The organism is Streptomyces sp. RG80 (assembly GCF_040446465.1).
In the GTDB taxonomy this organism is placed as follows: domain Bacteria; phylum Actinomycetota; class Actinomycetes; order Streptomycetales; family Streptomycetaceae; genus Streptomyces.
Genome location: NZ_JBEAAJ010000018.1, coordinates 39,010 through 60,843, shown reverse-complemented (window position 1 = coordinate 60,843; position 21,834 = coordinate 39,010). Strand labels below are relative to the sequence as shown.

18 protein-coding genes are annotated in these 21,834 nt (G+C 68.9%); 8 read left to right on the top strand and 10 right to left on the bottom strand.

Annotated features, from left to right (window positions below; translation table 11 throughout):
• Positions 1–6: 6 nt before the first annotated feature.
• Positions 7–1,833: a DUF2637 domain-containing protein gene (locus ABKA17_RS48045; protein ID WP_502994540.1), complete on the bottom strand. Its 1,827-nt coding sequence runs from the start codon at positions 1,831–1,833 to the stop codon at positions 7–9.
• 930 nt (positions 1,834–2,763) lie between these two features.
• Here ABKA17_RS48045 and ABKA17_RS44210 point away from each other — a divergent pair.
• From ABKA17_RS44210 to ABKA17_RS44195, 4 genes are all read left to right on the top strand, one after another.
• Positions 2,764–3,462 carry a hypothetical protein gene (locus ABKA17_RS44210; protein ID WP_353698096.1) on the top strand — a complete coding sequence of 233 codons (699 nt, stop codon included), beginning with the start codon at positions 2,764–2,766 and terminating at the stop codon, positions 3,460–3,462.
• On the top strand, positions 3,459–3,881 hold the full coding sequence (locus ABKA17_RS44205; RefSeq protein ID WP_353698095.1) for a MarR family transcriptional regulator: 423 nt from the start codon (positions 3,459–3,461) through the stop codon (positions 3,879–3,881). Before ABKA17_RS44210 ends, ABKA17_RS44205 begins: the two co-directional genes overlap by 4 nt.
• Positions 3,882–4,017: 136 nt before the next feature.
• Complete coding sequence (locus tag ABKA17_RS44200) at positions 4,018–5,451, top strand: hypothetical protein (protein WP_353698094.1); 1,434 nt, start codon at positions 4,018–4,020, stop codon at positions 5,449–5,451.
• 197 nt (positions 5,452–5,648) lie between these two features.
• The gene (locus ABKA17_RS44195) at positions 5,649–6,638 is read left to right on the top strand and encodes a PIN domain-containing protein (protein WP_353698093.1); all 990 of its coding nucleotides are present in this window, start codon (positions 5,649–5,651) and stop codon (positions 6,636–6,638) included.
• Between the two features lie 10 nt (positions 6,639–6,648).
• Here the strand turns inward: ABKA17_RS44195 and ABKA17_RS44190 are convergent, their stop codons facing one another.
• The 3 genes from ABKA17_RS44190 to ABKA17_RS44180 form a co-directional block, all read right to left on the bottom strand.
• Positions 6,649–8,871 carry a pentapeptide repeat-containing protein gene (locus tag ABKA17_RS44190; RefSeq protein ID WP_353698092.1) on the bottom strand — a complete coding sequence of 741 codons (2,223 nt, stop codon included), beginning with the start codon at positions 8,869–8,871 and terminating at the stop codon, positions 6,649–6,651.
• Between the two features lie 135 nt (positions 8,872–9,006).
• Positions 9,007–9,267: a hypothetical protein gene (locus ABKA17_RS44185; RefSeq protein ID WP_353698091.1), complete on the bottom strand. Its 261-nt coding sequence runs from the start codon at positions 9,265–9,267 to the stop codon at positions 9,007–9,009.
• Positions 9,264–9,560 carry a DUF6247 family protein gene (locus tag ABKA17_RS44180; protein ID WP_353698090.1) on the bottom strand — a complete coding sequence of 99 codons (297 nt, stop codon included), beginning with the start codon at positions 9,558–9,560 and terminating at the stop codon, positions 9,264–9,266. The genes ABKA17_RS44185 and ABKA17_RS44180 overlap by 4 nt, the downstream gene beginning before the upstream one ends.
• A gap of 142 nt (positions 9,561–9,702) precedes the next feature.
• On the opposite strand from ABKA17_RS44180, the gene ABKA17_RS44175 reads away from it, so the two are divergent.
• Positions 9,703–10,131 carry a hypothetical protein gene (locus ABKA17_RS44175; RefSeq protein WP_353698089.1) on the top strand — a complete coding sequence of 143 codons (429 nt, stop codon included), beginning with the start codon at positions 9,703–9,705 and terminating at the stop codon, positions 10,129–10,131.
• Between the two features lie 118 nt (positions 10,132–10,249).
• Here the strand turns inward: ABKA17_RS44175 and ABKA17_RS44170 are convergent, their stop codons facing one another.
• The 6 genes from ABKA17_RS44170 to ABKA17_RS44145 all read right to left on the bottom strand — a co-directional run bounded on the left by ABKA17_RS44170 (position 10,250) and on the right by ABKA17_RS44145 (position 19,676).
• A complete protein-coding gene (locus tag ABKA17_RS44170) occupies positions 10,250–11,407 on the bottom strand; it encodes a protein kinase domain-containing protein (protein WP_353698088.1) in 1,158 nt (385 codons plus the stop codon).
• Between the two features lie 307 nt (positions 11,408–11,714).
• On the bottom strand, positions 11,715–12,347 hold the full coding sequence (locus ABKA17_RS44165) for a hypothetical protein (protein ID WP_353698087.1): 633 nt from the start codon (positions 12,345–12,347) through the stop codon (positions 11,715–11,717).
• Between the two features lie 397 nt (positions 12,348–12,744).
• Positions 12,745–15,378: a hypothetical protein gene (locus tag ABKA17_RS44160; RefSeq protein ID WP_353698086.1), complete on the bottom strand. Its 2,634-nt coding sequence runs from the start codon at positions 15,376–15,378 to the stop codon at positions 12,745–12,747.
• A 1,265-nt stretch (positions 15,379–16,643) separates the two neighbouring features.
• Entirely contained in the window at positions 16,644–17,327 is a 684-nt protein-coding gene (locus tag ABKA17_RS44155) for a RibD family protein (protein ID WP_353698085.1), read from the bottom strand.
• 4 nt (positions 17,328–17,331) lie between these two features.
• On the bottom strand, positions 17,332–18,765 hold the full coding sequence (locus ABKA17_RS44150) for a helix-turn-helix domain-containing protein (protein WP_353698084.1): 1,434 nt from the start codon (positions 18,763–18,765) through the stop codon (positions 17,332–17,334).
• Between the two features lie 122 nt (positions 18,766–18,887).
• Positions 18,888–19,676 (bottom strand): GntR family transcriptional regulator, encoded by a 789-nt coding sequence (locus ABKA17_RS44145; RefSeq protein WP_353698083.1) that lies wholly within the window; start codon positions 19,674–19,676, stop codon positions 18,888–18,890.
• Positions 19,677–20,072: 396 nt separating this feature from the next.
• On the opposite strand from ABKA17_RS44145, the gene ABKA17_RS44140 reads away from it, so the two are divergent.
• From ABKA17_RS44140 to ABKA17_RS44130, 3 genes are all read left to right on the top strand, one after another.
• A complete protein-coding gene (locus ABKA17_RS44140) occupies positions 20,073–20,696 on the top strand; it encodes a hypothetical protein (protein WP_353698082.1) in 624 nt (207 codons plus the stop codon).
• A 211-nt stretch (positions 20,697–20,907) separates the two neighbouring features.
• Positions 20,908–21,399 (top strand): ATP-binding protein, encoded by a 492-nt coding sequence (locus tag ABKA17_RS44135; RefSeq protein ID WP_353698081.1) that lies wholly within the window; start codon positions 20,908–20,910, stop codon positions 21,397–21,399.
• An 82-nt stretch (positions 21,400–21,481) separates the two neighbouring features.
• Positions 21,482–21,799, top strand: coding sequence for a WhiB family transcriptional regulator (locus ABKA17_RS44130; protein ID WP_353698080.1), 318 nt, complete (start codon positions 21,482–21,484; stop codon positions 21,797–21,799).
• The last annotated feature ends 35 nt before the right edge of the window (positions 21,800–21,834 follow it).

The window sequence follows — 21,834 nt, the reverse complement described above, 5'->3', positions numbered from 1 at the left end:
CCGGTATCACTGCTGGTTCTGCGCGTGGTGGCGGGTGAGGGCCTGCCAGCGCCGTTCGAAGTCGTCGACCTGGTCGGCGATGTAGGCGGTGGTGATGGGCCGGTTGTGCTGCGCAGTGATGCCCTGCGCAGCACACTCCTGCGCAATGGTGTCCAGAGAGGGTGTCTGGCTGCGCACCCGTTGCTCGGCCCACAGGTGGTAGATCCGGAATGGCAGGAGGTAGCGGCGCAGGTTGCTGGCGCTGACCGGCTTGCCGCCGCGGCCGCGCAGGCCCTTCTCGTCGGCGAGGTAGCGGGACAGCTCCGCAGCCTCTGCCGTCGAGGACGGAGGTTCTTCAGTGCGCTGCGCCTGGTGCTCCGCCCAGGCCAGGTAGTAGCGGTCCACGGTGGTGAGCCCGCCCGCTTCCTCGGTTGACGCGTCCTCGTGGGGCGGCGGGCCATCGATGGCGGCGCTGACCACCCGAAGGCTTCGCTGGTCCTTGGCTGGCTGTGCACCTGCGGCGGCAGGCGCGGACTCGGTCGTCTCTTCGTCGCCCGGTGCAAGCTCGTCGCCGCGTTGCTCACGGGAGTGGTCGGCTGGGTCTTCGGTGGGCGGGGCCTGCTCGGTGGCCTCGCGCTGTTGGAAGTCCTCGACGAAGGCTTGAAGGTCGGCGCCGGTGAGGGGGCGGCCGCCGGGGCCGGCGATCTGGTCGCGCTCGTAGACGTAGGCGGCGAGGGTGTCGGCATCGGGGTAGGCGCCGTGTTCCTGCGCGTACGCCAGCCAGGAGTTGTAGAAGTAGTCGTACCAGGACAGTTCGTCGTCCGCCTGCTGCTCCGGGGCGATGGGCTCGGGTGTCGGGCCGTAGCGCTGGTTGAGGATTTGGAGCAGGGGCTGCAGTTGGGCGTCGGTGAGGAGTCCACCGGCGGCGGTGGTGATGCCGTGGTCCTGGAGCCAGTACGCGAACTGGGCTGCGGACGGCGCGGTCTGGAAGTTCGCGATCCAGGCCTGATAGGCAGCGGCGAACCCTTCGGCTTCATCCGTCTGCGCTTTCCCGGGTGCCTGTCCCGCACCTCTGAACGGGGCTTGATCTGTGGTCCGTGGTGCCTCACTGCTCAGCTCGACCGGTTCGCCCTCAGCGCCTGCCGCTGGCTCGAGTGCGGGATCCTCAGCGGCTGTTGCAGCGGGTGCCCGTTCGAGGGTGAACTCGATCGGCGGCTCCACGATGCCGGCGGCAGCGAGGCCGGCTGGCGCCGTCTGGGCGAGCGGGACACCGTAGCGGGCGAGCCGCAGCGGCATCAAGGCCTCGACGGGTGCCTTGCGGCGCCAGGCGCGGCCGAAGCGGGACCGGAGGCTGGCCTGGTAGACCAGGCGCTCCTGTTCGAGCTTGATGACCTGCTCATAGGAGCGCAGCTCCCACAGCTTCATGCGCCGCCACAGCAGGAACGTCGGCCCCGGGGACAGCAGCCAGCGCGTCAGTCGGACACCCTCCATGTGCTTGTCGGCCGTGATGTCCGCGATCCGGCCGATGGCATGCCGGGCTGCCTCGATCGAGACGACGAACAGGATTGGGATGACGGCGTGCATGCCGACGCCGAGCGGGTCCGGCCAGGCGGCCGCGCCGTTGAACGCGATCGTCGCCGCTGTCAGCAGCCAGGCTGTTTGACGCAGCAGCGGGAACGGGATGCGGATCCACGTCAGCAGCAGGTCCAGGGCGAGCAGGACGCAGATGCCCGCGTCGATGCCGATCGGGAAGACGTAGGAGAAGTGCCCGAAGCCCTTCTGGAGGGCGAGTTCACGGACGGCCGCGTACGAGCCGGCGAAGCCGATACCGGCGATGACGACGGCTCCGAACACGACTACGCCGATCAGGACCCGATGTGCTCGAGTCAGCTGGGGTATCCCCGTCTTCCCCGCCGCCACGTCCCACTCCCCTATTTGAGTCTCAGCACTGACCAGGTCACTCACACTCCCACGATGAGCTGCGGGTTGGGACGCTCCAGGAGCGTCTCGTCGCAGATCGTCTACGAATAGTGATCGGCGGTCAGGTCACATCCCACTCGCCGCTCCTACGACCAGGCTGCACGGGATCACGTAGCCGCGGACATTGGGGAGTTGCAGACCCCGCCACAGAACGGCACCTCCGATATCAGAAGGCCCGACTTCCGGGGTGCGGAGGTACCGGAGCCGAACGGCCCCCCGGGCCGGGCGGCGGAACCCCTCACCGGCATCAGCCACGCCTGTTGTTGATGTTTGTCCGTCACGGCCGCCGCCCCCCGAGACTCAGAGCCGGTGGTGCTGCCTACGGTCCGCAGCTTGCTCACGGGGCCGCACGCGAAGCCGCTTCAGCCACGACGGTGCCCGGTGCGCGCCCTACTGCGGAACATCAGATAGAGACAGAGTGCATGTTCATGCAGGTCACAGCGCTGCCGCTGGGATTCTTGTGACTCCTGAGCAGGGACATAGAGAGGTTCTAATGTCACTTCTGGGGAGACATAACGGCCCCAAAATGTCAGAGATCCCGACCAGGCGGCGCATGGAAGGTCAGGAATGCTGACTTCCTGCCCTGCGGAAGGTCGGTCCTGCTGACTTTCCGCACCCAGAGGACCCGCTGCGCGCCCCACCCTCATACATGCCCGGCACGCAGGAGTTCGTGCAGGAGATGTGTCACCCCTGGGAGGACACAACACGCGCCAGAGGTCAGTAATGCCGACCTTGAGGTCAGAAGTACTGACCTTCTGCTACGTTGCTGCACGCCCGGGATCTTGGAACTTTGGAGAGCTGCTCGTGTCCGAGTCACAGCGCCGCCGGCGCAGCGCCAGTCCCGCGCCGAACCCCGGCTTGGCGCCGGACGATCCGCTGCGGGCCTTCGGCGAGCGGCTGCGGAAGATCGAGGGCCTGGACGACCTCGCGCGGTCCTACCCGGGCCGGGAGATCACCCTCGGCCGCCAGCGGCAGCAGCTGGAATTCTTCTCCGATCCCGACCGGCCGAACGCCTTCGCAATGGTCGCGCTGGAGTTCTTCCTCGTGATCGCCCAGTACTACCGCGAGGCACTGCCGCTGCGGCTGATCCTGCTACTGATCGCCGGGCAACGGGCCGGCGGGCGGATCCCCCTCACCCAGGACGACATGGCGCAGATCCTGGACGTGCCACGCCAGAAGGTGAATGAGTCGCTTGGGGAGATCATGGGCCACGGCATCGTGATCAAACGTGGGCGCGGGTTGTACCAGTTCAACCCGCCGTACTCCTACGTCGCAGCCGAACTCGTGCGGCTGTCCGATGGCAGCACCGAGTATGTTCAGGTGGATCAGGCCGATGCTCTGGCGGAGCTGCGGGCTGCGGCGCTGCCGGACCTCGTCCGGTTCCCGTCGCTGCAGCACATGCGCGAGGCGATCGAGGAGTTCCGCAAGGAGCGCGCGCAGAAGCGCCGGGAACGGCGGGAGCGGTTCGAGGCGATGACGACGCAGAAGGAGGGCGAGCAGTGAGCAACGGCATGTTGTTCGCGCCGGTCAACGCGGAGGGCGTCGTCGCGGCCCTGGACCTACCCGGGCCGGCCTATCGCGTCCTGTTCGCCTTGCGCTCCCGCAGCGAGCCTGGTGGCCGTACCGAGATGGGCCAGAACCAGATTGCCGCCCTGCTCGGGCTCAGCCGCCCAAGCGTCACCTCCGGCCTGCGCGAACTGATACTTGCCCGCCTCGTAACGAAGCAGCGCAACGGGGTCTACCGCATCAACGCCATGCTCGCCGCCTACGCGACGCCGGCCGACGCCCGGGCCGCCATCGATGCCATGGACCCAGCCGACCGGCTGGACGATCCGCACTTCGTCGCCCGCTACCACCAGGCCGTTGAGGATTACCGCGAGCAGCTCGCCCGTGAACGCCGCAAGAAACTGCGCGTCGCCTGAGCTCTGAACTCAACGACGTGGTGGCGCTGACGAGCGTGGAAGAGCTGCTGCACCGGTGCGGCGTGCCTTCGACCCGGGCCGCGGTGCCCCGGAATTGACGCGGGCCCGCGCTCTTGGGGCGGCTACCGTGTCCATCATGAGCACGTCCGGCCCGAGCGCCGCCCCGATCCCCCTCCACATCGTCGGCGAACCGCCAGCGCTCCCGGCCCCCGACGTGATGGGCACGTCCGCTGGGCCGCGCCGCTGGCCCGACCCGGCGGTGCGGCCGGGAGTGGTGGACTGGGCGGCGCTCGGGGCGGAGCCGCGGTGGCAGGGTCAGGAGACGGGCAACTGCGCGGCCGTTCTGTCTCCCGTCCTCGGACCCGCCACCGGCCTTGAGCCCTACAAGCGCTACGCCGAGGGAGCCCGGCAGCGCGGTGAGACCGCGCTCGTCGTCGCCTGCATCGGCGCGGGCGAACGCCGCCACAACGTCTTCTCCGGCACCGTCGCTCCCGGCATCCACCTGCCCGACCACTACGGCTCGATTTCCGCCAACCCGCTCCCCGCCGGCGTGAGTCCCGAACTCGCCGACAGCCTGGACCACGCCGAACACGAACTCGGCACCCAACTGCTCAACCGTCCCCCGGGCACCTGGTTCCGCCTGACCTACCGCAAGAAATCCGGGTCCTCAGGCCCCGGAGTTGCCAGGGTGTGGCCGCCGCCGGGGGAGGGGGAGCTGCGCCCGATCCTGGTCGACGGCCTCGGCGACCCGGTGGCCGGGGTGTGGATGCCAGCGGGCGGCAGTGCCCGGTGGTTCGTGGTTCCCTACGGCACCGACCAGCGGCTGCTGGTGAAGTGGCTGGTCCAGCACGCGCTGCCCGCGTACGTGCCCGGCGCGCTGACCCGCGCTCGCTCGACCCTGGTGCGCGACCCGGCGTTCGCCACCGACGCCGAAGCCCGGCTGGCCGAGACGATCGCCGAGGAACAGCGGGCCCACGAGCAGCGGCAGACCGAGCTGCAGCAGCAGCTTGCCGCGCTGCGGGCCGTGGCCGACCCGCTGCGCGACGGCCTACTGTTCGACACCGGCCGCCCGCTGGAGGATGCGGTGCACGATGTCCTTGTGGCGGCCGGCGCCACGGTGACCCACCTCGACGACGTGTTCGGCACCGAGTCGGCGGACCTGCTGGCCGAGTACGGCGGCTGCCGAGTCCTGGTCGAGGTGAAGTCGGCGAAGAACCGGCCGCCGCACAGCCTGCCCGACAAACTGCTCAAGCACCTGAGCACCTGGCCCGGTCTGCCCGGGACCGAGCCTGTTGACGGCGGCGTCCTGGTGGTCAACCACCAGGCCAAGCTCCCACCCGCGCAGCGGGACGCCGAGGTCTACACCGACCGCGCATTCGCCGACGCGCTGACCGTGCCGGTGATCAGCAGCGCGCGCCTGTTCGACTGGTGGCGACGCGAAGACTGGGATGCCCTGCGACACGCCGTCTTCGGCGACACCGGCGTCGCGCAGACTCCAGACATCGCCGTGCCGGATGCCGATCCGAAGGCGTCCGGGCGGCCCGGCCTGCTCTCGCGCCTGCGCCGGTAGCCAGCACCAGCAGACGCCGGAGCACGACGGGCCACCACGCCAGACCTGCTCGGTCTACCCACAACCACCGAACAATCAGCCGGGCGGCAGCGGTCACGGGACAGTGGTCCACCTCACTGACATCCCTGAACCGCCCAGGTTCCGTCACTGGGGAAAACCCGTGCGCCAGGGCCCTGTTGAAGGCCTACGCTCCCGTCATGTACAGCAGCGCCTACCCTCAACCGTTGACCGGCGGCGGCTTCCGGCTCGGAGTCTTCGACACATCAGTGCTCACCCAGGACGTCACCGCGGCGCTGAAGCGGGGCCAGCCGTCCTCGATCCTCGCCGGAATGCAACACGGGACGCTGCGCGGCTTCATCCCGCACTACGTGTGGGCAGAGGTCCCCCGGGTGCTGGCCGACCGCAAGCGCGAGGGCGGCGCCTTCGATCTCGCTCGGGCGGAGCGGCTGTGGTGGCAGCAGTACGTGCCGCTGCTGCACGTCGTAGACGTGCACGGGCTGCCCATGACGGCGGCCGCCGACAAGCTCGCGCAGGAGGACCTCAGCGACGTCGGCATCCTCCAGCTCGCTGGAGTGCTCGCTCCCGTGGTGCTGTTCGCCTCCGACCCTGACCTGATCCGCCAGGGCGTCGCCGTCCCGAACTGGGAAGCCGTCCGGGCGGCGTTGGGGAGAATCGGCAAGGCGGAGGCGGGCATGCAGGGGAGCGTCGGCGCGATCGTGGGCACCGGTTACACCCTGGCCGGGGCGGTGCGGCTGGCACGCGCCCACCCGGTGGCCGCGGGAGTGGCGGTTGCCGCCGCTGGCGCCTGCGCGTACCTCAACCGTCCCCGGTTCACCAGCGACACCCGCGCGGCCCTCGCCGGGTTCGGCACTGAGACCCTGAAGGTCCTGGCTGCACCGTTCGTCCAGCACGAGGTACACGGGCGTCGCTGGACCCAGGCGCAGCGCGGCGGCGCCGGAGACGACGTCCTGTCGCAGGTCGCCCGGTTGCTCGCCCGCACGCCCGAGCCGATGACCCGCACCGACATCCTCGCCGCCCTCCCCGCGTCGGTGCAGGAACCGCACCGACGACAGATGAACGGCCTCGGGCGGCTCCTGCACCGCTTCCCCGCCTTCCACGAGGCCGCACCCGGCAGATGGCAGCTTGGCAGGAACAATATGCAGATCAGCACCGCGTCCTGGACGTAGGCGAGGGCCGTCAGCGTTTGACGCGGTTGCGGATGGCGAGGACGGCCAGGCCCAACAGGACGGGTTCGGTCAGGCGGGAGGTCATCTCGATGTAGGTGCCGGCGATGGTCAGGTCCTCGCCGGAGGAGCGGAACACCACCGAGTTGAGGGTGACGTTCAGGGCCTTCTCGAAGCGTTCGCCGGTGAACCGGTTGCCGGTGGGGTTCTGCGGATCATCCTTGTCGATCTCGAAGGTGACCTTGCCCCCGCCGGCCGGGACGGTGCCGGTCGCGGTCTGCTTGGGGGTGTCCTGGGCGAGACCGAAGGCCATCAGCAGGACGATGGTGAGGAGCATGGCGGCGCCGAGCCAGGCCAGGGCCCGGGAGGCGCGCAGGCCGTAGCCGCACAGCGCCCAGTACGCGGTCAGCAGCCCCCGTTCACTGCGGGGGATGTCGCCGGCGTGGCGGCGCATCTCCATTTCCCCGTAGTAGAAGTCCGCGGCCCCCGGCTCGTGCTTGCCGTCCTCGAAGGCCTTGCGCAGTGCCCGGTACACCGGAGCAAGCTGCAGCGGCCCCGCCCGGCCGGCGCCGAGGACCGCCACGTTCCAGCCCTGAACTGCTCCCGGCTGGCTGGCGCGCCAGTGGTGTTCCTCGGCCAGGACGCGCCGTTCGGTGAAGCGCAAGGGCGGCCAGCGCCGCCAGTGCACGGCGGGCGGTGCCGTGTCGAACGTGCAGGCCCCCTCCAGACGGAGTTGGTCCAGGTGCACGGTGCCGGCGAACAGACATCCCGACAGATCGAGGTCGGCCAGGACCAGGTGGGCCGCGTCCACCCCACGCAGGGACGCCACCCGCACCCCGGGGTCGGGCGCGCTCGGAAAGGGATCTTCGGAGAGTTGCCGGCCGTCGGTGAGCACGAACGGGTCCAGTTCGGCGGCGATCGTGAGGGGGTACTCGAACACCGCATGCGCGAAGTCCACCGTGGCGTAACGCAGGCGGATCTCCGCCGTCGATGACCAGCGACTACGACGGCACTCCAGACGGCGCGCAGCAAACGAGAGGGTCACCGGGCCACCGAACGCCGCACCGGACAGTACAACCCGTCCAGCACACACCAAAGGCCCGAGCTGGTCAGCTGCTACGAAGGTCGTCGACTCGAACCAGGCGTCGCCCTTAAAGGTCGCCGAGTTGAACCAGGTGTTGCCCTTGAAGGTCGCCGACTCGAACACGGCGTCGCCCTGGAAGGTGGCCGAGATGAACCTGGCGATGTCTTTGAAGATCGTCCTGAGGAACCCGGCGTCGCCCTCGAAGGTCGCCGAGTCGAACACAGCGACCCCCTCGAACGTCGTCAGGCCGAACTCTGCGCGGCTCTCGAAGGCCGCCGACCCGAACACGGCATCGCCCTCGAAGGTCGCCGACTCGAACACGGCGGCGCCCTTGAAGGTCGCCGACCCGAACCAGGCGTCGCGCTCGAAGGTCGCCCACTCGAACACGGCGACGTCCTCGAAGGTCGCTGAATCGAACATGGCGGCGTAGCCCTTGAAGGTCGCCGACCGGAACCCGGCGGCGTCCTCGAAGGTCGCCGACTCGAACCTGGCGGCGTCCTCGAAGCTCGCCGACTCGAACATGGCGGCGCTCTTGAAGGTCGCATCCCCGAACCCGGCGTCGCCCTTGAAGGTCGCCGACCCGAACCTGGCGGCGTCCTCGAAGGTCGCTGAATCGAACCAGACGAAGCGCTCGAAGGTCGCCGACTCGAACCTGGCGGCGCCCTTGAAGGTCGCCGACCCGAACCCGGCGCCGCTGAAGGTCGCCGACCTGAACCTGGCGTCGCCCTCGAAGGTCGCCGACCCGAACACGGCGGCGCCCTTGAAGGTCGCCGACTCGAACCAGACGAAGCGCTCGAAGGTCGCCGACTCGAACCTGGCGGCGCCGTTGAAGGTCGCCGACTCGAACCTGGCGGCGTCCTCGAAGGTCGCCGACTCGAAGACGGCCTCGCCTAAGTCGGGGTGGCCGGTTGAGGGGTCACGGAGGGAGTTGAGTAAGGCGTTGAGGAGGGATTCGGTGAAGGTGGTGCCGCGGTGGTCGATGCTGGCGCCGGGGGTCAGGGCGGCCAGGTAGGCGTCGCGGTCGTCGTCGGTCAGGTGGGCGAGGCACGCGGTGTGGCCGGGGACGTGGATGCCGCGGCAGCCAACGGGGTCGACAGCAGGGTCTGCACCGTGTGCGCAGTGCGGCCAGGTTGGCGGCTGGGATGTGCTCATGGTGCGGCGGCTCCACGGTGTCAGGGTGCCCGTATGGACGCCCTGCGGACGGGAACGGTTCAGGCTCGACGGTGACAGGCCGTGTCAGGGAGGCTCCCACGTCGCGAAGATGCCGTACGTGCCTGAAGAACCCGGCTATCCGATCCAGATGACGTCCAGGACGGACAGGTGCCGGGTGAGCCGGTTGATCACGTAGACGACGGACAGCTGTCCGACGGAGGCGGCTCGGACGTCCTCGCCTTCCACATCGCCGGTGTTCCACTGGGGCCAGCCCCACGGGGAGCGCACCGCGATGTCCAGGACGTCGCGGACCGTCTCCTTCGCGTGCTCGGGGAGCTCGGTGAGCGTCTTCGCGGCCTGCGGGGACAGACGTACCGCCCACGGCTGTTCGGTCACCGGCGGGCGCCGAGGACGTCGTCCAGGTCCACGAAGCCGGTCTCGTCGCGGCCGGAGTCCATGTAAGCGTCGACTGCCGGGGCCGCGGCGAGGCGGGCCTGCCAGGTGCGGACGACGTCGTGCAGGGGCGTGAGGCTGTAGGTGTGGCGGGAGTCCTCCAGTGCCTTCACCCAGTCCCGCTCGAAGGCCGGCACCCAGGTGTCGGCGCGGCGGTCGGCGCGCAGTTGCGCGAGCAGCTGGGCGGCGGCGGCCGGAGCCGGCGGGGCGGGAGCTTCCTCGGGCTGCGCGCTCATCGGATCCTCCTGGCGGGTCGTAACACCACCGTACGCGCGGTGCGGGGCAGTAGTGACCGGCATGCGGCGAATCCCTTCCTAGGTGGGAACCAGCCGACGCCGTGGTCAGACGTCGGCTGTCGCAGTGGCTAACTTCCTGGGTATGACTGACCAGTTCGACGCCCAGCTCCAGAAGGCCCTGGACAGCATGCGCGACATGCTGCCGGAGAGCGCCTTGCTCCACCTGGAGGCAAAGCTCCGCCAGATCCACGCCGAACGGCCCGACTTGGAGGCGCGAGAAGTCGTGAACCTGGCTTTCGACGTCCTCGAAGGCGACAGGATCGACGCTCGCCTTGCCATGGAGGAGGCGCGTGAGCGGGTTGATGAGGCGGCTTCCGCCGAAGCTCGCCGCGCGGCCATGCAGAGAATCGCAGCCCGCTCAGCCGAACTGACCGCTGTCGAAGCCCGGTACCCCGGGAGGGCCACCATTGCTGAGGCGCTCGCCGACGCCGGGATCTCGTGGGCCTACCTCGGTCTGAGCGAAGAGGACGGCCTCCTCGCCGAGGAGATCCGCCGAGGGTTTGGCAAGTAGGAAACTGAGCAGGCGCATCGGGGCGCACAGTCCGGCCCCGACGGGTGAGAGGGCCTGGCCTGGTGGCTTGATCGGTGGAGAGTCTTGATCGCTGCTGAGCCAGTTGATCGGCTGCCGATCAGTCGGTGATGTGGACGGTGGCGTACAGGTCTCCGGGCGCACCGCCGTGCGTGCCGGGGCCGCCGAGTTCGCGGATCCGGACCTCCTGGCCGTCCTTGATGCCTGCGGGGATGCGGACCTTGTGGGTGTGCTGCTCGCGGATGACCTGGCCCTCCCCCTTGCAGGTGGTGCAGGCTTGTGCCGCCTTCTCGTCTGTCCTGGTGGCGCAGGCGGGGCAGACGGTGCGGCTGGTGATCCGCAAGGGAATGATCGCGCCGTCTGTGGCTTCCGCCCGGGTGACGAGCACTTCGGTGGTGATGTTCTTGCCGCGGCTGGGCGGTGTGGCCCCGAAGTGCCGGTCGTTGATCTCTTTGAGGACGTCCCGGACCTTGCCGGCGGAGGCCGGCCGCTGGGCCGGGTCTTTGGCCAGGAGGCGGGCGACGAACCGTTCCAGGTCCACGGGGATGTCCGGGCGCAGGGTGCGCAGCGGGGTGGGCTGCTCTTTGAGGTGCTGGTTGACCAGGTGCCAGGAGGTGCCGGTGAAGGGCGGGCGGCCGGTGGCCATCTCGTAGATGACGCAGCCGAGCGAGTACAGGTCGGAGCGGTGGTCGATAGTGCCGGCGAGTGCTTCGGGTGCCATGTAGGCGGGGGTGCCGATCAGGACGCCGGTGGTGGTGATGTCGTGCCGTTCGTCGCTGCTCTTGGTGATGCCGAAGTCGACGACCGTCGCCTGGCCGTTGGGCCTGACGATGATGTTGGAGGGCTTGATGTCCCGGTGCGTCAGGCCCGCGCCGTGCGCGGCTTTCAGGGCGTCCGCGACGCAGGCCGCGACGGACAGGGCTTTGGGCAGGGGCAGTCTCCCGGCTTCCAGGACGGCGCTGAGCGGTTTGCCGCGTAGGAGCTCCATCACCAGGTAGGCGCAGGGCTGCCCGTTGTGTGTGGTGGAGCCGAAGTCGTGGACGGTGACGATGTTCGGGTGGGCGAGGCCGCCGGCGACCGCGGCCTCGCGGGTGAACCGGGCGACCTGCCGGCTGCTGCCCGCGTCACCGGTGAGCACCTTGACCGCAACCAGGCGGTCGATCTTGGGATCGTGTGCAGCCCAGACCTGTCCGAACCCGCCCGCGCCGATCGCCTCGATCAGCCGGTAGCGCCCGTCCAGCACGGTCCCTTCCTGCACGACTCCCCCTTCCCGCGCGCACCGCGACGCAGGCTGTACCAGGCGTGTACCCGTCACGCTACGCCGGGACAACCACCAGTAACAGGGGGTGCTGATCTATGAGTTGACTCAGGCCGTGGTCCGCAGTGCAGCCGACTCTGAGACCCCGGCCGCCGCGCCTGGTGACGACGAAGGCGTTGTGTCTGGCCTCGTGCAGGTTGAAGGTAGCGTCGAAGACGTGGCGGCGAGCGCCTGGACGTAGGGCGTTGCGTGCCTCCAGCGGAGCCGTCTTCGCGGACACCTGTTCCACCTCGGAGGCACCGGCCTGTTAGCCACCACAAGACGGCGTCTTCTTCGACTCGGGCACCCCCATGGGACCGAACTCAATTGTGGTGTGGTGCAGCAGACGTGGCTCCGGGATTGACTCGACGTTTGGCCAGGGCTGAAGCGTCTGAGCCGTGCGTATCCACGCCTGCCCGTCCTTGTCGGTGAAGCGTGCCTGCGGGACTGACTCGATTGCACTTACCTGAAGTTCTCCCGCGTCATCAGGATGCAACCCTTCAAAAAAGGACGCCCAGAACGAGGCTCCGTCTTGGAACTGACTCTGCTTATAGATGAGCTCGGTGCAGGGCGCCAAGCCGGTTGTCTCTACGTTCAGTTTCGCGAACCTGAGGTCCCAGCCGTCCGGGTCTTTGAGCTCCGCATAGATCTTTGTCTCGATCGTCAGGGACAGCCAAGGCACGGGATCGGGAGAGCGATTCTGAATATGCACTGTCCACCCACTTCTGCCTGGCTCTGCCCAGTAGGAGACCCCTTGTGCCTGCGCCCGCCGTTCTTGTTCAGCGCCCTCTTGCGACTGCTGGAGCTGGTCTTTCGCTGTCTGTTGACTCCAGTACGTGGCGACAGCTGACGCCCACAGGCCGCCGACCGCCGCTACGGCCGCCAGTGCAGTCCCCGTCACGGTGATGATGTGAGACCACCGAGCGCCTTGGGTGCGATTCCAGAGCCTGCGTATCCGCGACGGCTCCGGGTCCGGCTCGGGTGGCGCCTCGCGTACGCGGGCCCGGACGCGAACTGGGGCGGTGCGGCGCCTGGCCAGTCGTAGCCGAACGTGTCTCTGCGGCTCCTCTGTCATGCCTACCCCCAGACGTGGCCTCTGCAGCTGGGACGTCTCAGGGATCGACCTGGCTCCCAAACGCGGCTTCGCTTCTGGCCGCTGCGGGCTTCCGGGCCGCCTCCATCGCGGCCTGCGGTACGCCCCGGACAGGTCGGCTCCGGACACCTCGCCGCCTCACTGGCTGGCCGCGACCAGGGCCTCGCGTGCGAGGTCGGCCCCGCTCACCTTGATACTTGCGTCATCACCGCCCGGCCATACCGCCGTCCAGCGAACGCGCGGCTAGTTCGGCGAGACGGTCCGTCCACAGCGCGGCCGCGGCCGACTCCGTGTGGGCCGCCGCCCGTTCGTGCAGCTGCTCCAGCCCGGTCGCCAGCAGGTACTGCGCAGTGCGCTCCCGGGCCGTGTCAGCGGCCTTCGTCGCGGCGGCGATGGTGTCCGTGCCGTTCGGGTTGTGCTTGTACCAGCGACGGCGTTGCTCGGTCTTGTACGCCCGGCGGGCCTCCGCCTCGGCTTCCTCGGTCCGTCCGAGCTGTTCGAGGGCGCTGCTGCGGTACTCCGGCAGCGCCTGCTCCACGGCCTGGAGCAAGGCGAAGGCGAGTGCGGACGCCGCCAGGGCCGGGTCGGCGTCCAGCTCGCCGGGCTCCACCAGCCCCAGGAACTGTGCACGGGCCCGCTCGATGTCGGCCTCCAGCGATGCCCTGACGTGAGCGGCGACGGCGGCGACGGCGTCCGTGTCGTCCAGGGGGGCCGACCAGGCCGCGGCGACCAGGCCAGCCTCCACGATCAAGGCCTCGGTCCGGCGCCGGTAGCCGCAAGCCTCGCACAGCCCGGCAGCCTGCTCCTGCCCGCAGTCCTCGCACGGCAGGGCCTGGCGCACCGCTTCGGCGGCGGCCGCGGCCTCACGTTCGCGCTCCGCCCGCTCCCGGGCAGCCGCACGCACCGCATCGCGGCGGGCCTGCTCCGCGCTGGCCTTCTCGCGCCGCCACACGAAGTCCTCCGCCTCGATGGCCGCCTGCTCGCGCAGCCGCTCCTCGAGGACCCGGCGGCGCTCACCATCGGCCAGCCCCGGCAGCTCCCGGTCGAGCTGCGCCGCAATCTTCGCCCGCCGGGCACGCCGGATGTGGAGCACGTTGCCGCAGTTCTCGCAGTCCCCGCCGGTGTCCAGCCGGATCCCGTCATCGCAGCGCCGGTCCGAGCACGCCTGACGCTGCACCAGGCCACGGCGGATCAGCCACGGGTAGGGGCGGTCGACCAGGCTCTCGCCGCCGGTCTCCTCCAGCCGGTTGGTGAGCCGGTCGGCCAGCAGCCGCGCAGCTGCCTCCGGATGATCCAGCATGCCCGCCAGCCGCTTCACCTCCGCTTTCGAGGCCGCCTCGACCTGGTCCTGCTGCCAGCCGGACAGCCGCTCCCACAGCCCCAGGACCGGCCTCAGAGCCACCCGCAGACCAAGATCAGCCGGAAGGCGCACCCTCCGCTGCTCCTGCGCTTTGTCCCAGCCCACGGTCCTCAGCCGGTCACCGGTGACAGCCCCGGAAGCGGGCTGCCCACCATGCTCATCGACCGGGAATTCCTTCGGCTTTTCCCCGCGCAGCGGGCCGCCCTCAGCCACCGGAGGCGCTGGCTCGGCAACGGCGGTCTCGCCGTCGGAGGCCTGGTCCTCGCGCCCGCACACGCGCTCCGGCCGACGACCTTCACCCCCACGGCCTTCGCCGGAAAAACCACGAGAGAGCTGGAGAGGAACGACGGGAGTAACCCCAGACGCGTGGTCTGCGTGGAGCTCTGCACCATCGGGACGCTCCTGATCCGCCGCATCCTCGGCGCCTTCAGCACCGCAGATCCCAGCCGTACCACGGGCACCGGTCACACCAGCCGGAGCATGATCTCCGGACGCATCATCAGGACGCGCTGAAAACTCGGGATCAGGCCTCTGAACAGTCTCCACAGAAGCCAGGGAGCGGCCGTACGCGCGGGCGACCGGCAGCAGCATGACCTTGCCCCGGCCGTTCATCCGCGTCACCGTCGCCTTGCGCTGCCGCGCCACGACACCCGCCTCCGTCAGCCTGGTCAGGATCTTCCGGGCCCCGGAGGGCGAGCAGCCCAGCAGCCGCGCCAGCGTCGCCGCCCCGCGCCCCTCCTTCTTCCGGACCGAGCCGCCGCACAGCTGCAGCCAGCCCGACGCCCGCGTGTTCAGCACCATCAGCAGCAGCCCGAGCCGGTCGGTCGCAGCCCCCTTGCCCGTACGGCTGGCCAGCAGCCCCGGCGGCGTCGGCTCCTTGCCCTCCGGCGCCCAACCAGGACCGAACAGCGCCTCGATCAGATGCAGCAGCGTCGCCAACTCCGCCTTGGACAGGGCCAGCGGGTGCCCCGCTCCCCCGCCGCGGTGGGCATTCCACAGCGGCATGACCAGGCAGTCCAGCCCGGTCGGGTGCCCCTTCGCGTTCGTCACCACCCGGGTCCGCAGCGCGCCCGAGCCACGCAGCACCGGCAGCACCTTGTGGTGGATGGTCGACTCCTTCATGCCCATCCACCGACCGAGCTCCGAGCCCCAGATGGAGGTCTGGAGGTCGCGCTTGTCCCCCTTCGGCGCCCGCGACTTCGCGTACAGCACCACCGCCGCCAGCCGCGGCGCATCCTTCAGCCCGGCGATCGACGGGTCCGCCAGCAGCGCCTGGACCGCGGCGAGCAGCCGCAGCCGCATCTGCCGACCGAGGCGCAGTGGGTTGTCCAGGCCGCCGTCGCCCGCCTGCCCCGAAGCCGGCACCGACCGCAGCGCGTTCCGCTGCCCGGGAAGCATCGGGACCTCGTCGACGGAGTTGTCGGCGAGCGCACTCAAAGGGTTGTCCAACACGGCAGCCGGTGCTGCCACGGCGCTCACCGGCGCACCCTGGCGAGGGCCGCACGAGCGCGCGGGCCTGCAGGAGCAGCAGGAGCAGGCCGTCCGTGTTCCCGTTTCAGATAGGGATCTTTCGGATTAATGGGGCTATGAAATCCGTCATGACGGGACGACATGGAAGGGCAAACGAGCATGAAACGGGTGTACGTGGGCTGGCGAAAGCCCGAGCGGTCATGCAGAATGACACCGCTCCTCTCTGCTGGGGAGGGCACAACAAAGCCCCTCGTGGTGCTTTGTGGTTCGGCGAGAACCAAGATCGAACCGCTCGCAGCCGGTTGGCGCCGGGACGAGCAGCTCCTCCAAGAGGCCGGCAAGCCTCACGGAGAGCAGATGGGCGCTGGTAGCGGTGACGGCAATCACCGGAAACCGGGCCCGGGGCGGTCAGAAGTCCTGCGATGCAGGCGCCGCCCCAGAGACCTACCTCATCCCGACCCCCTCAACGGAGGGGCGGACCGGGGTGTGCGCGGACAGCACGAGCACCCCGCCGAAGGGCCAGCTATCGCTCGCGCGCTGCTGGCACCACGGCGGGGTGCTGTGTGACTGGGGCAGGGTACGGGTACCCTGATGCATGTCGATCACCTGGGATTCGCTCTGTACGGGTGGTCGGCAGGCCGTCGGACTCCTTCCACAAAGTCCTTCGGCCCGCCCCCTCGACTTGCTGAAGGTCGTGGGGGCCATTCTCTTTTGATCAAGCTCGGAGACACGATACTCCCCTGGTGTGGGCTTCGGTGCGGTCGGGACGGACGTGTCGTCAGGAAGACCTGGGGACCCATCTGCTGACCCGGAGCCAGTGCCTCGTTCGACGACGAGCCCTGCCGGACAGGCTCCAGAACCGTGCAACGCCAGAGGGCGGAACGTGATGCTCCCACGCCCAGCCTCGATCACTACAGTGCGCAGCTTGAGGCTGGCCGCCATGACCGCGGCCGACACCCCGGCCGGGCCAGCTCCGCCGATCAGGACGTCCGTGTCGCACGATGGTGAACTCACGTGGGTGCCCCCTGGGTTCCGCCGATTCTGGGCAGGACGGTCTTGCTGGTGACGAGCTGGTCGGCGCCGAGGTTGCGAGCGGTTAGCAGCAGAGCGCCGACTTGGACGGTTAATCCAGTCGGAAGACGGGCCGCGCTAGGCCAGTGGATGTCACCGCAGTTGCACCGGGCAGTGATGGCTCCACCCCGGAGGACACAGTGCGACGAGACCGATCGCCCGCTGTATCCGGCGCAGATTCTGGTCTCGGTCGGACGCAGACATCAGTCGCGCTCCTTGGGCGCGTAGCGGACGAACACGACGTCGCCGATCGCGCGGACTTCCAGAACCCTCATCCGGGCGGTCGACCCGCCCGGATAGTCCGCGGCGCCCAGGAATCGAGCCGCCTCGGGCTGACCGACCAAGAGCGGGGCGATAGCGAGGTGGACTTCGTCGGCGAGGTTCGCGGCCATCAGCTGAGTGTGGATGGTGCCACCGCCCTCCACCATGAGCCGGCCGACACCGCGCCGCCCGAGCTCATCGAGGACCTGGCCCCAGTCGAGCTCGGGGCCGACACCGACCACTTCGGCTAGGTCGCCCAGAGTGGCACGCACCTTCTCCACCGCACTATCCACAGTGACCACCAATTTGTCGCCGCCGTGGTGCCAGAAGTTCAGGTCGGCGGAGAGGTCGCCGGACTGGGTGACCGTGACCTTCAGCGGATACTCCGACTTGCCGTCGGCGACGCGCTGAGCGCGCCGTTCGTCGCTGTTGACCAGCAGACGCGGATTGTCCCGGCGCATGGTGTTCGCGCCGATCAGTATTGCGTCGGATTCGGCGCGGACCTGGTCTACGCGGTCGAAGTCCTCCGCGTTGGACAAGCGCAGCCGCTCGGGGCTGGTGTCGTCTAGGTAGCCGTCAACCGACATGGCAGCGGAGAGCAGGACGTACGGGCGGGCGGTGGTCATCTGATCAATCTTCCGTTTCTGTCTCGTGAACAAGGGTGGAGTCGAAGGCTGCACGGAACTCTTCGACCTCCGGCATGCGCTGCCAAGGGATCAGTGCCTTGTCGAGTCGAGCGAGCTCGTTCGTGATCCGGCCCGAACCGGTGTCTCCCGCGACCATCAGCGCGTTCAGTCCGACCGCAGCGGCCTGCTCCGGCACCCGCGCACCGGCCAGAGCCACGGCCTGCCGCGCCATGTAGACACCGCGATCACGGTGGTAGCCGTCCGGCATCATCCGGATCGCAGCGGCGAATCCATCAGCAGCCTGGTCATGCTTGCCGAGGGCCTCCAGGCCCTGAGCACGGTGGATCTCTACATACGAGGCGGACAGCCACACGCCCCATGGAGTGGGGTCGGCGGCCGCGCCATCGAGGGCGTTGCGGACGTCGTCGATGGCCCGCTCACTCTCGTCCGCGTCGCCACGCAATGCGTGACCATACGCCTCATAGGTTCGCGCGACGGCGGCCAATCGGCTGCGGGGGCGTGCCATGCGCTGCGCGGCTTCTGCGAGGTCGACCACATCGACCAAGTCCGCTGTGTCCCCGGCCAGTTGCGCCTTGCGGGCCATGACGTACGTGCTCAGATCGGTGTCTCCGACCGTGTGCGACCACTGCATTGCCCGGTCTAGCCAGTACGAGGCTGCTTCTGGGTTGCCCAGATCCTGGTAGATCCAGGACAAGAACTCTCCGTACTGCGTCTGCAGCTCCATGAGGTCGCGCCGGTCGATGCCCTGGGCTTCCCGCCGCAGCTCCTGGATGACCTGGATATGGTCGCGTACCGCGCCCACAACTTGCCGAGGCCCCAGAAGGTTGTCGCTGTCAATCAGGAGGCGGCGGGTGCGGCGCAGGTGCTCCACCGGCGTGGACCCATACGCTGACGCGGCCCGCGCCTTGCGGACCAAGCCTGGAACGGCGCTCGAGTCCGCTACTGCCGGCGAACCCACTCCGACCGCGGCAGCAGCTCCCAGCCCCACCCCAGTGCGCAGCAGCGCACGCCGATCCAGAGCCACCCAAACCACCGACCCATCACGTAGACGACACGGGACAGAGAGCCCCTCATCGTCCGACGCTGCCTGGTTCGGCAATCCCAAAGCTAGATCCACTGACGACTTGGCCACATGAACCGGCGAATTGGCCACATGGCCACGTCCGTCGTCGATCCGCTCCCACAGGCGGAATAACATGCCGTTCGCGCCCAGGACTTGGTCCAGGAGGGCGGCCTGCGAGCGGTCGGCCTTCCGTTCGGCACGCTCGAATCGGCCCAGGTGACTGTGATCGAGCATCGCTCGGTCTGACAGGTCGCGCAAGCTCCACCCTCGCAGCTTTCGGAGCTCCCGCAGCTCGTACCCCCAGTTGTGCAAGGGCGACACCCAGGGCGTTAACTCCCTTGGCTTCTGTGCCATCCCGCCCCAATCCTGTGGCTGATGTGGCCAGTTCGTCAGGCCACATGTCAGATCTGGAACTCATGACTTCCCGGGCCTAGAACCGAACTGCAAGCAGTCACGCCCGGCCAGGGAGGTGCTCTTCAGTGGTCGTCTTCGTCTTCGTCCGCGTCCGAGAGCCGGGCGCTGGCGTGACGACGGATGGAGTAGCCGATCTCGAATTCTTCGGCGCTCATCCGGGTGTCGTTGAGCTCAACGACTGCGCCGGTGGGCGAGGTCGTGACTCGTACGACGCGCAAGAGCGGAACGCCTACGTCGGCAGGAAGGTCCAGGGCTTCGGCTTCTTCAGGGGAAGGCATGCGGGCCGAGACACTCTCGCTCCAGCGCAGAGGCCGATGCCCCATCTCCTCCAGCCGGTCGTAGATACCTCCTGGGCCGGTATCGGCTTCGACGAGGAGGGTTCCACGAGCGAGTCCAGCCGGCAGGTAGCTGGTCGCCAACTGTTTTGGCTTCTTCGTTTCAGGGTCGCCCATCACGCGGTCCCGGATGAAGACTTCGGCGCCTGTGGCGAGGCCCATGAGGGCAGCGAGATCGACCGGCACGATGCCCCACCGCAGGGTGGGAGTCTCCAGGGCCGCCCACGGCTGAGCGGCCGGGTCGAAGAAGTAGCCGATCTCGTCTCGGAACACCTGGCGCGACCGGGTGATGCGTCGCTTCTCCGGGCGTTCCCGAACGATTGTCCCTCTTCGGCGCACCGCGATGACCAAGCCCTCTTGCTCCAGAAGCGTGATGGCGCTTCGCACTGTTTGGTATCCCGCGCCGTACTGCATCTGAAGCTCGGTCAGCATCGGCAGCTTGTCGCCCGGCACATACCGCCCCTCGCTGATCTGCTGTCGCAGGTCAGCGGCGATGTCGCGATACGAGACGGGCATCGGAGCCACCTTCCGGAGTGCTGCTCGGGTCTGATTCTAGGGCTAGCTCTATCAGTCGGCGTTGGGCGAGCACAAGCGATCAATACGAATAGAGCTATCGCTATTGACTCCGCGCTGCCGCATGGTCTCTACTTGGCAATAGCGATAGCCCTAACTCTCCGTTGAGTAGGGGCTACGCACCCAGCACCACCGCAAGACCGCAGGAAGTCGTCCGCCCCTCGGGGTTGGCCGGGGTCGATGCACCACTAAATCCCCTGGGTTCTCGACTCACCTGCATGTATGTCGCAGCGCTATGCGCTGTCCGTCCTCCAGGACGCCGGGGCTCTCCCGTGCGCCTGGCGGGCGGAGAGAGCACCGCGACGCGCCCCCTCCCCTCCGTACGTAAGGAGATCCCGCATGACAGCCACGTCCGCGATGCCCACGGCCCGCAAGCGTCCGACCCGGACCCGCACGAAGCACGTCAGCAGCCTCCCCGCGATCACCGTCTCGAAGCTGTCCCCCGTCGACATCGACCTGCTCCCCGGCACGGAGAGCCTGGTCTGCCCGAACTGCAGCCGCTGGTGCCCCATCACCGGGCACGACGGCCGCAACCCGAAATTGGTCCCCCACCACACCGACCGTGCCGGCACCGCCGAACCTCGCCGATGCCTCGGCAGCAACCGGCGAGTGAAGCTCGATCTGACGATTGCCGAGTGGCGGGAGCTCCTTGCCGACGCCATCACGGAAGCCTCCAGCCGCCAGGTCACCGCGGTGTTACCCAAGGCGTTCAGTCCGCAGACCGACCAGGCCCTGCGGGCTCGCGCGGAGCGCACGCCCGCCGGACGCGTGGCTGACTGGAACGCGGTTCAGGTGAAGGTCAGCGACGCGGACGCCGCCCGGAGGGACTTCCCGCGAGGTGACCGTCCGGCCGACGGCCCTCAACTTCCGCTGCAGCCGCGGGATGTGGAGGCGTTCGAACAGCGGCAGCGGGCGCTAGGCAGGCGATACGCGCAGGGGACCCCGACTACGTCAGGCGCCTGACCCACATACCGAGACGATCGACCACGGCCCCGGCCCCCCCGCCTCAACAGGGGCGGCCGGGCCCCTGGCAGCTCGTATGAGAGCCAAAACGAGCGGCCCCGGGATCGCACCCCAGGGCCGTTCAGCAGGTCACTCCGTGAGAGGAAGAACCTTGAGTTCCATCATGACATCCCCCGCGCCTCCGGGTGCACGAGGAGACAGCAGCCCGGACATGGACGACATGCTGCGCCGGGCCCGTATGGACGACCAGCGCCGTTCGCAGCGGCCGGCGCTTCCGGCTTGCATCCCCGGCCTGTACGTCAAGCACCGCGACCGTGGCTTCGTCGCCCACATCACGGCCTCCGAGGCCGCCTTCAGCACGGTGCGCGCTCTGACCGTGTCGGTGTCGATGGCGTACGGGGCCGGCCAGGCGAGTGGCGACACGGCTGAGTGGCTTGTCTCCGAGCTGCTCGGCAACGCCGTGCGGGCCTGCGGTGACCACGTGCCGCTGGTCGTCGAGGTGTACGTCACCGGGCGCAGCGTCCAGGTGAACGTGCATGATCCCGCCGCCGATCTGCTGCCGCACCGGAGCGCGGTGGCGATGGACAGCGAGCACGCGGAGTCCGGGCGCGGCCTGGGCCTGTTGGACCTGCTGGCGCCCGGCTGGGACGTCGTGTCCTCGCCGGTCGGCAAGCAGGTCCGCTGCCGCATCGACGCCAGGTAGTTCAGCCCGCCGCCAACATCCGAAACAGCCCCCGGGGGATCCCTCGGGGCTGCCTCGTACACGGACTTTCTGGGAGGCCCACATGAAGCGAGTGTCCGTCGCCGTTATCCGCAGCCACGCCTACGCGCCCGTCTCCACCGACGCACCGGACCGGCCCCGCGCCGCTTGCGTCGATGAGGACCCCGAGCTGTTCTTCCCGATCGGTGAAACCGGCCCGGCGCTGCTCCAGATCGAGGATGCCAAGGCCGTCTGCTGTCGCTGCCCCCTGATCGAGAGCTGCCTCAAGGGCGCGCTGGAGCGGGGCGAGGCCGCGGGCGTGTGGGGCGGGCTGTCCGAGAAGGAGCGCCGCTCCCTCAAGCGTCGCGAGGCCCGCAAGCGCGCCGCGGCCGCCTCCGCCTGATCCGTTCTGGCGGCTGCCTGATCAGCTCGTCCCGA

What these genes read in the sequence shown, in the direction of transcription:
- ABKA17_RS44180 (WP_353698090.1), bottom strand. Translation starts at nt 9,560, where the DNA reads ATGAGCGCGCAGCCCGAGGAAGCTCCCGCCCCGCCGGCTCCGGCCGCC.
- ABKA17_RS44195 (WP_353698093.1), top strand. Translation starts at nt 5,649, where the DNA reads ATGTACAGCAGCGCCTACCCTCAACCGTTGACCGGCGGCGGCTTCCGG.
- ABKA17_RS44175 (WP_353698089.1), top strand. Translation starts at nt 9,703, where the DNA reads ATGACTGACCAGTTCGACGCCCAGCTCCAGAAGGCCCTGGACAGCATG.
- ABKA17_RS44150 (WP_353698084.1), bottom strand. Translation starts at nt 18,765, where the DNA reads ATGGCACAGAAGCCAAGGGAGTTAACGCCCTGGGTGTCGCCCTTGCAC.
- ABKA17_RS44130 (WP_353698080.1), top strand. Translation starts at nt 21,482, where the DNA reads ATGAAGCGAGTGTCCGTCGCCGTTATCCGCAGCCACGCCTACGCGCCC.
- ABKA17_RS44145 (WP_353698083.1), bottom strand. Translation starts at nt 19,676, where the DNA reads ATGCCCGTCTCGTATCGCGACATCGCCGCTGACCTGCGACAGCAGATC.
- ABKA17_RS44140 (WP_353698082.1), top strand. Translation starts at nt 20,073, where the DNA reads ATGACAGCCACGTCCGCGATGCCCACGGCCCGCAAGCGTCCGACCCGG.
- ABKA17_RS44135 (WP_353698081.1), top strand. Translation starts at nt 20,908, where the DNA reads ATGGACGACATGCTGCGCCGGGCCCGTATGGACGACCAGCGCCGTTCG.
- ABKA17_RS44155 (WP_353698085.1), bottom strand. Translation starts at nt 17,327, where the DNA reads ATGACCACCGCCCGCCCGTACGTCCTGCTCTCCGCTGCCATGTCGGTT.
- ABKA17_RS44200 (WP_353698094.1), top strand. Translation starts at nt 4,018, where the DNA reads ATGAGCACGTCCGGCCCGAGCGCCGCCCCGATCCCCCTCCACATCGTC.
- ABKA17_RS44190 (WP_353698092.1), bottom strand. Translation starts at nt 8,871, where the DNA reads ATGAGCACATCCCAGCCGCCAACCTGGCCGCACTGCGCACACGGTGCA.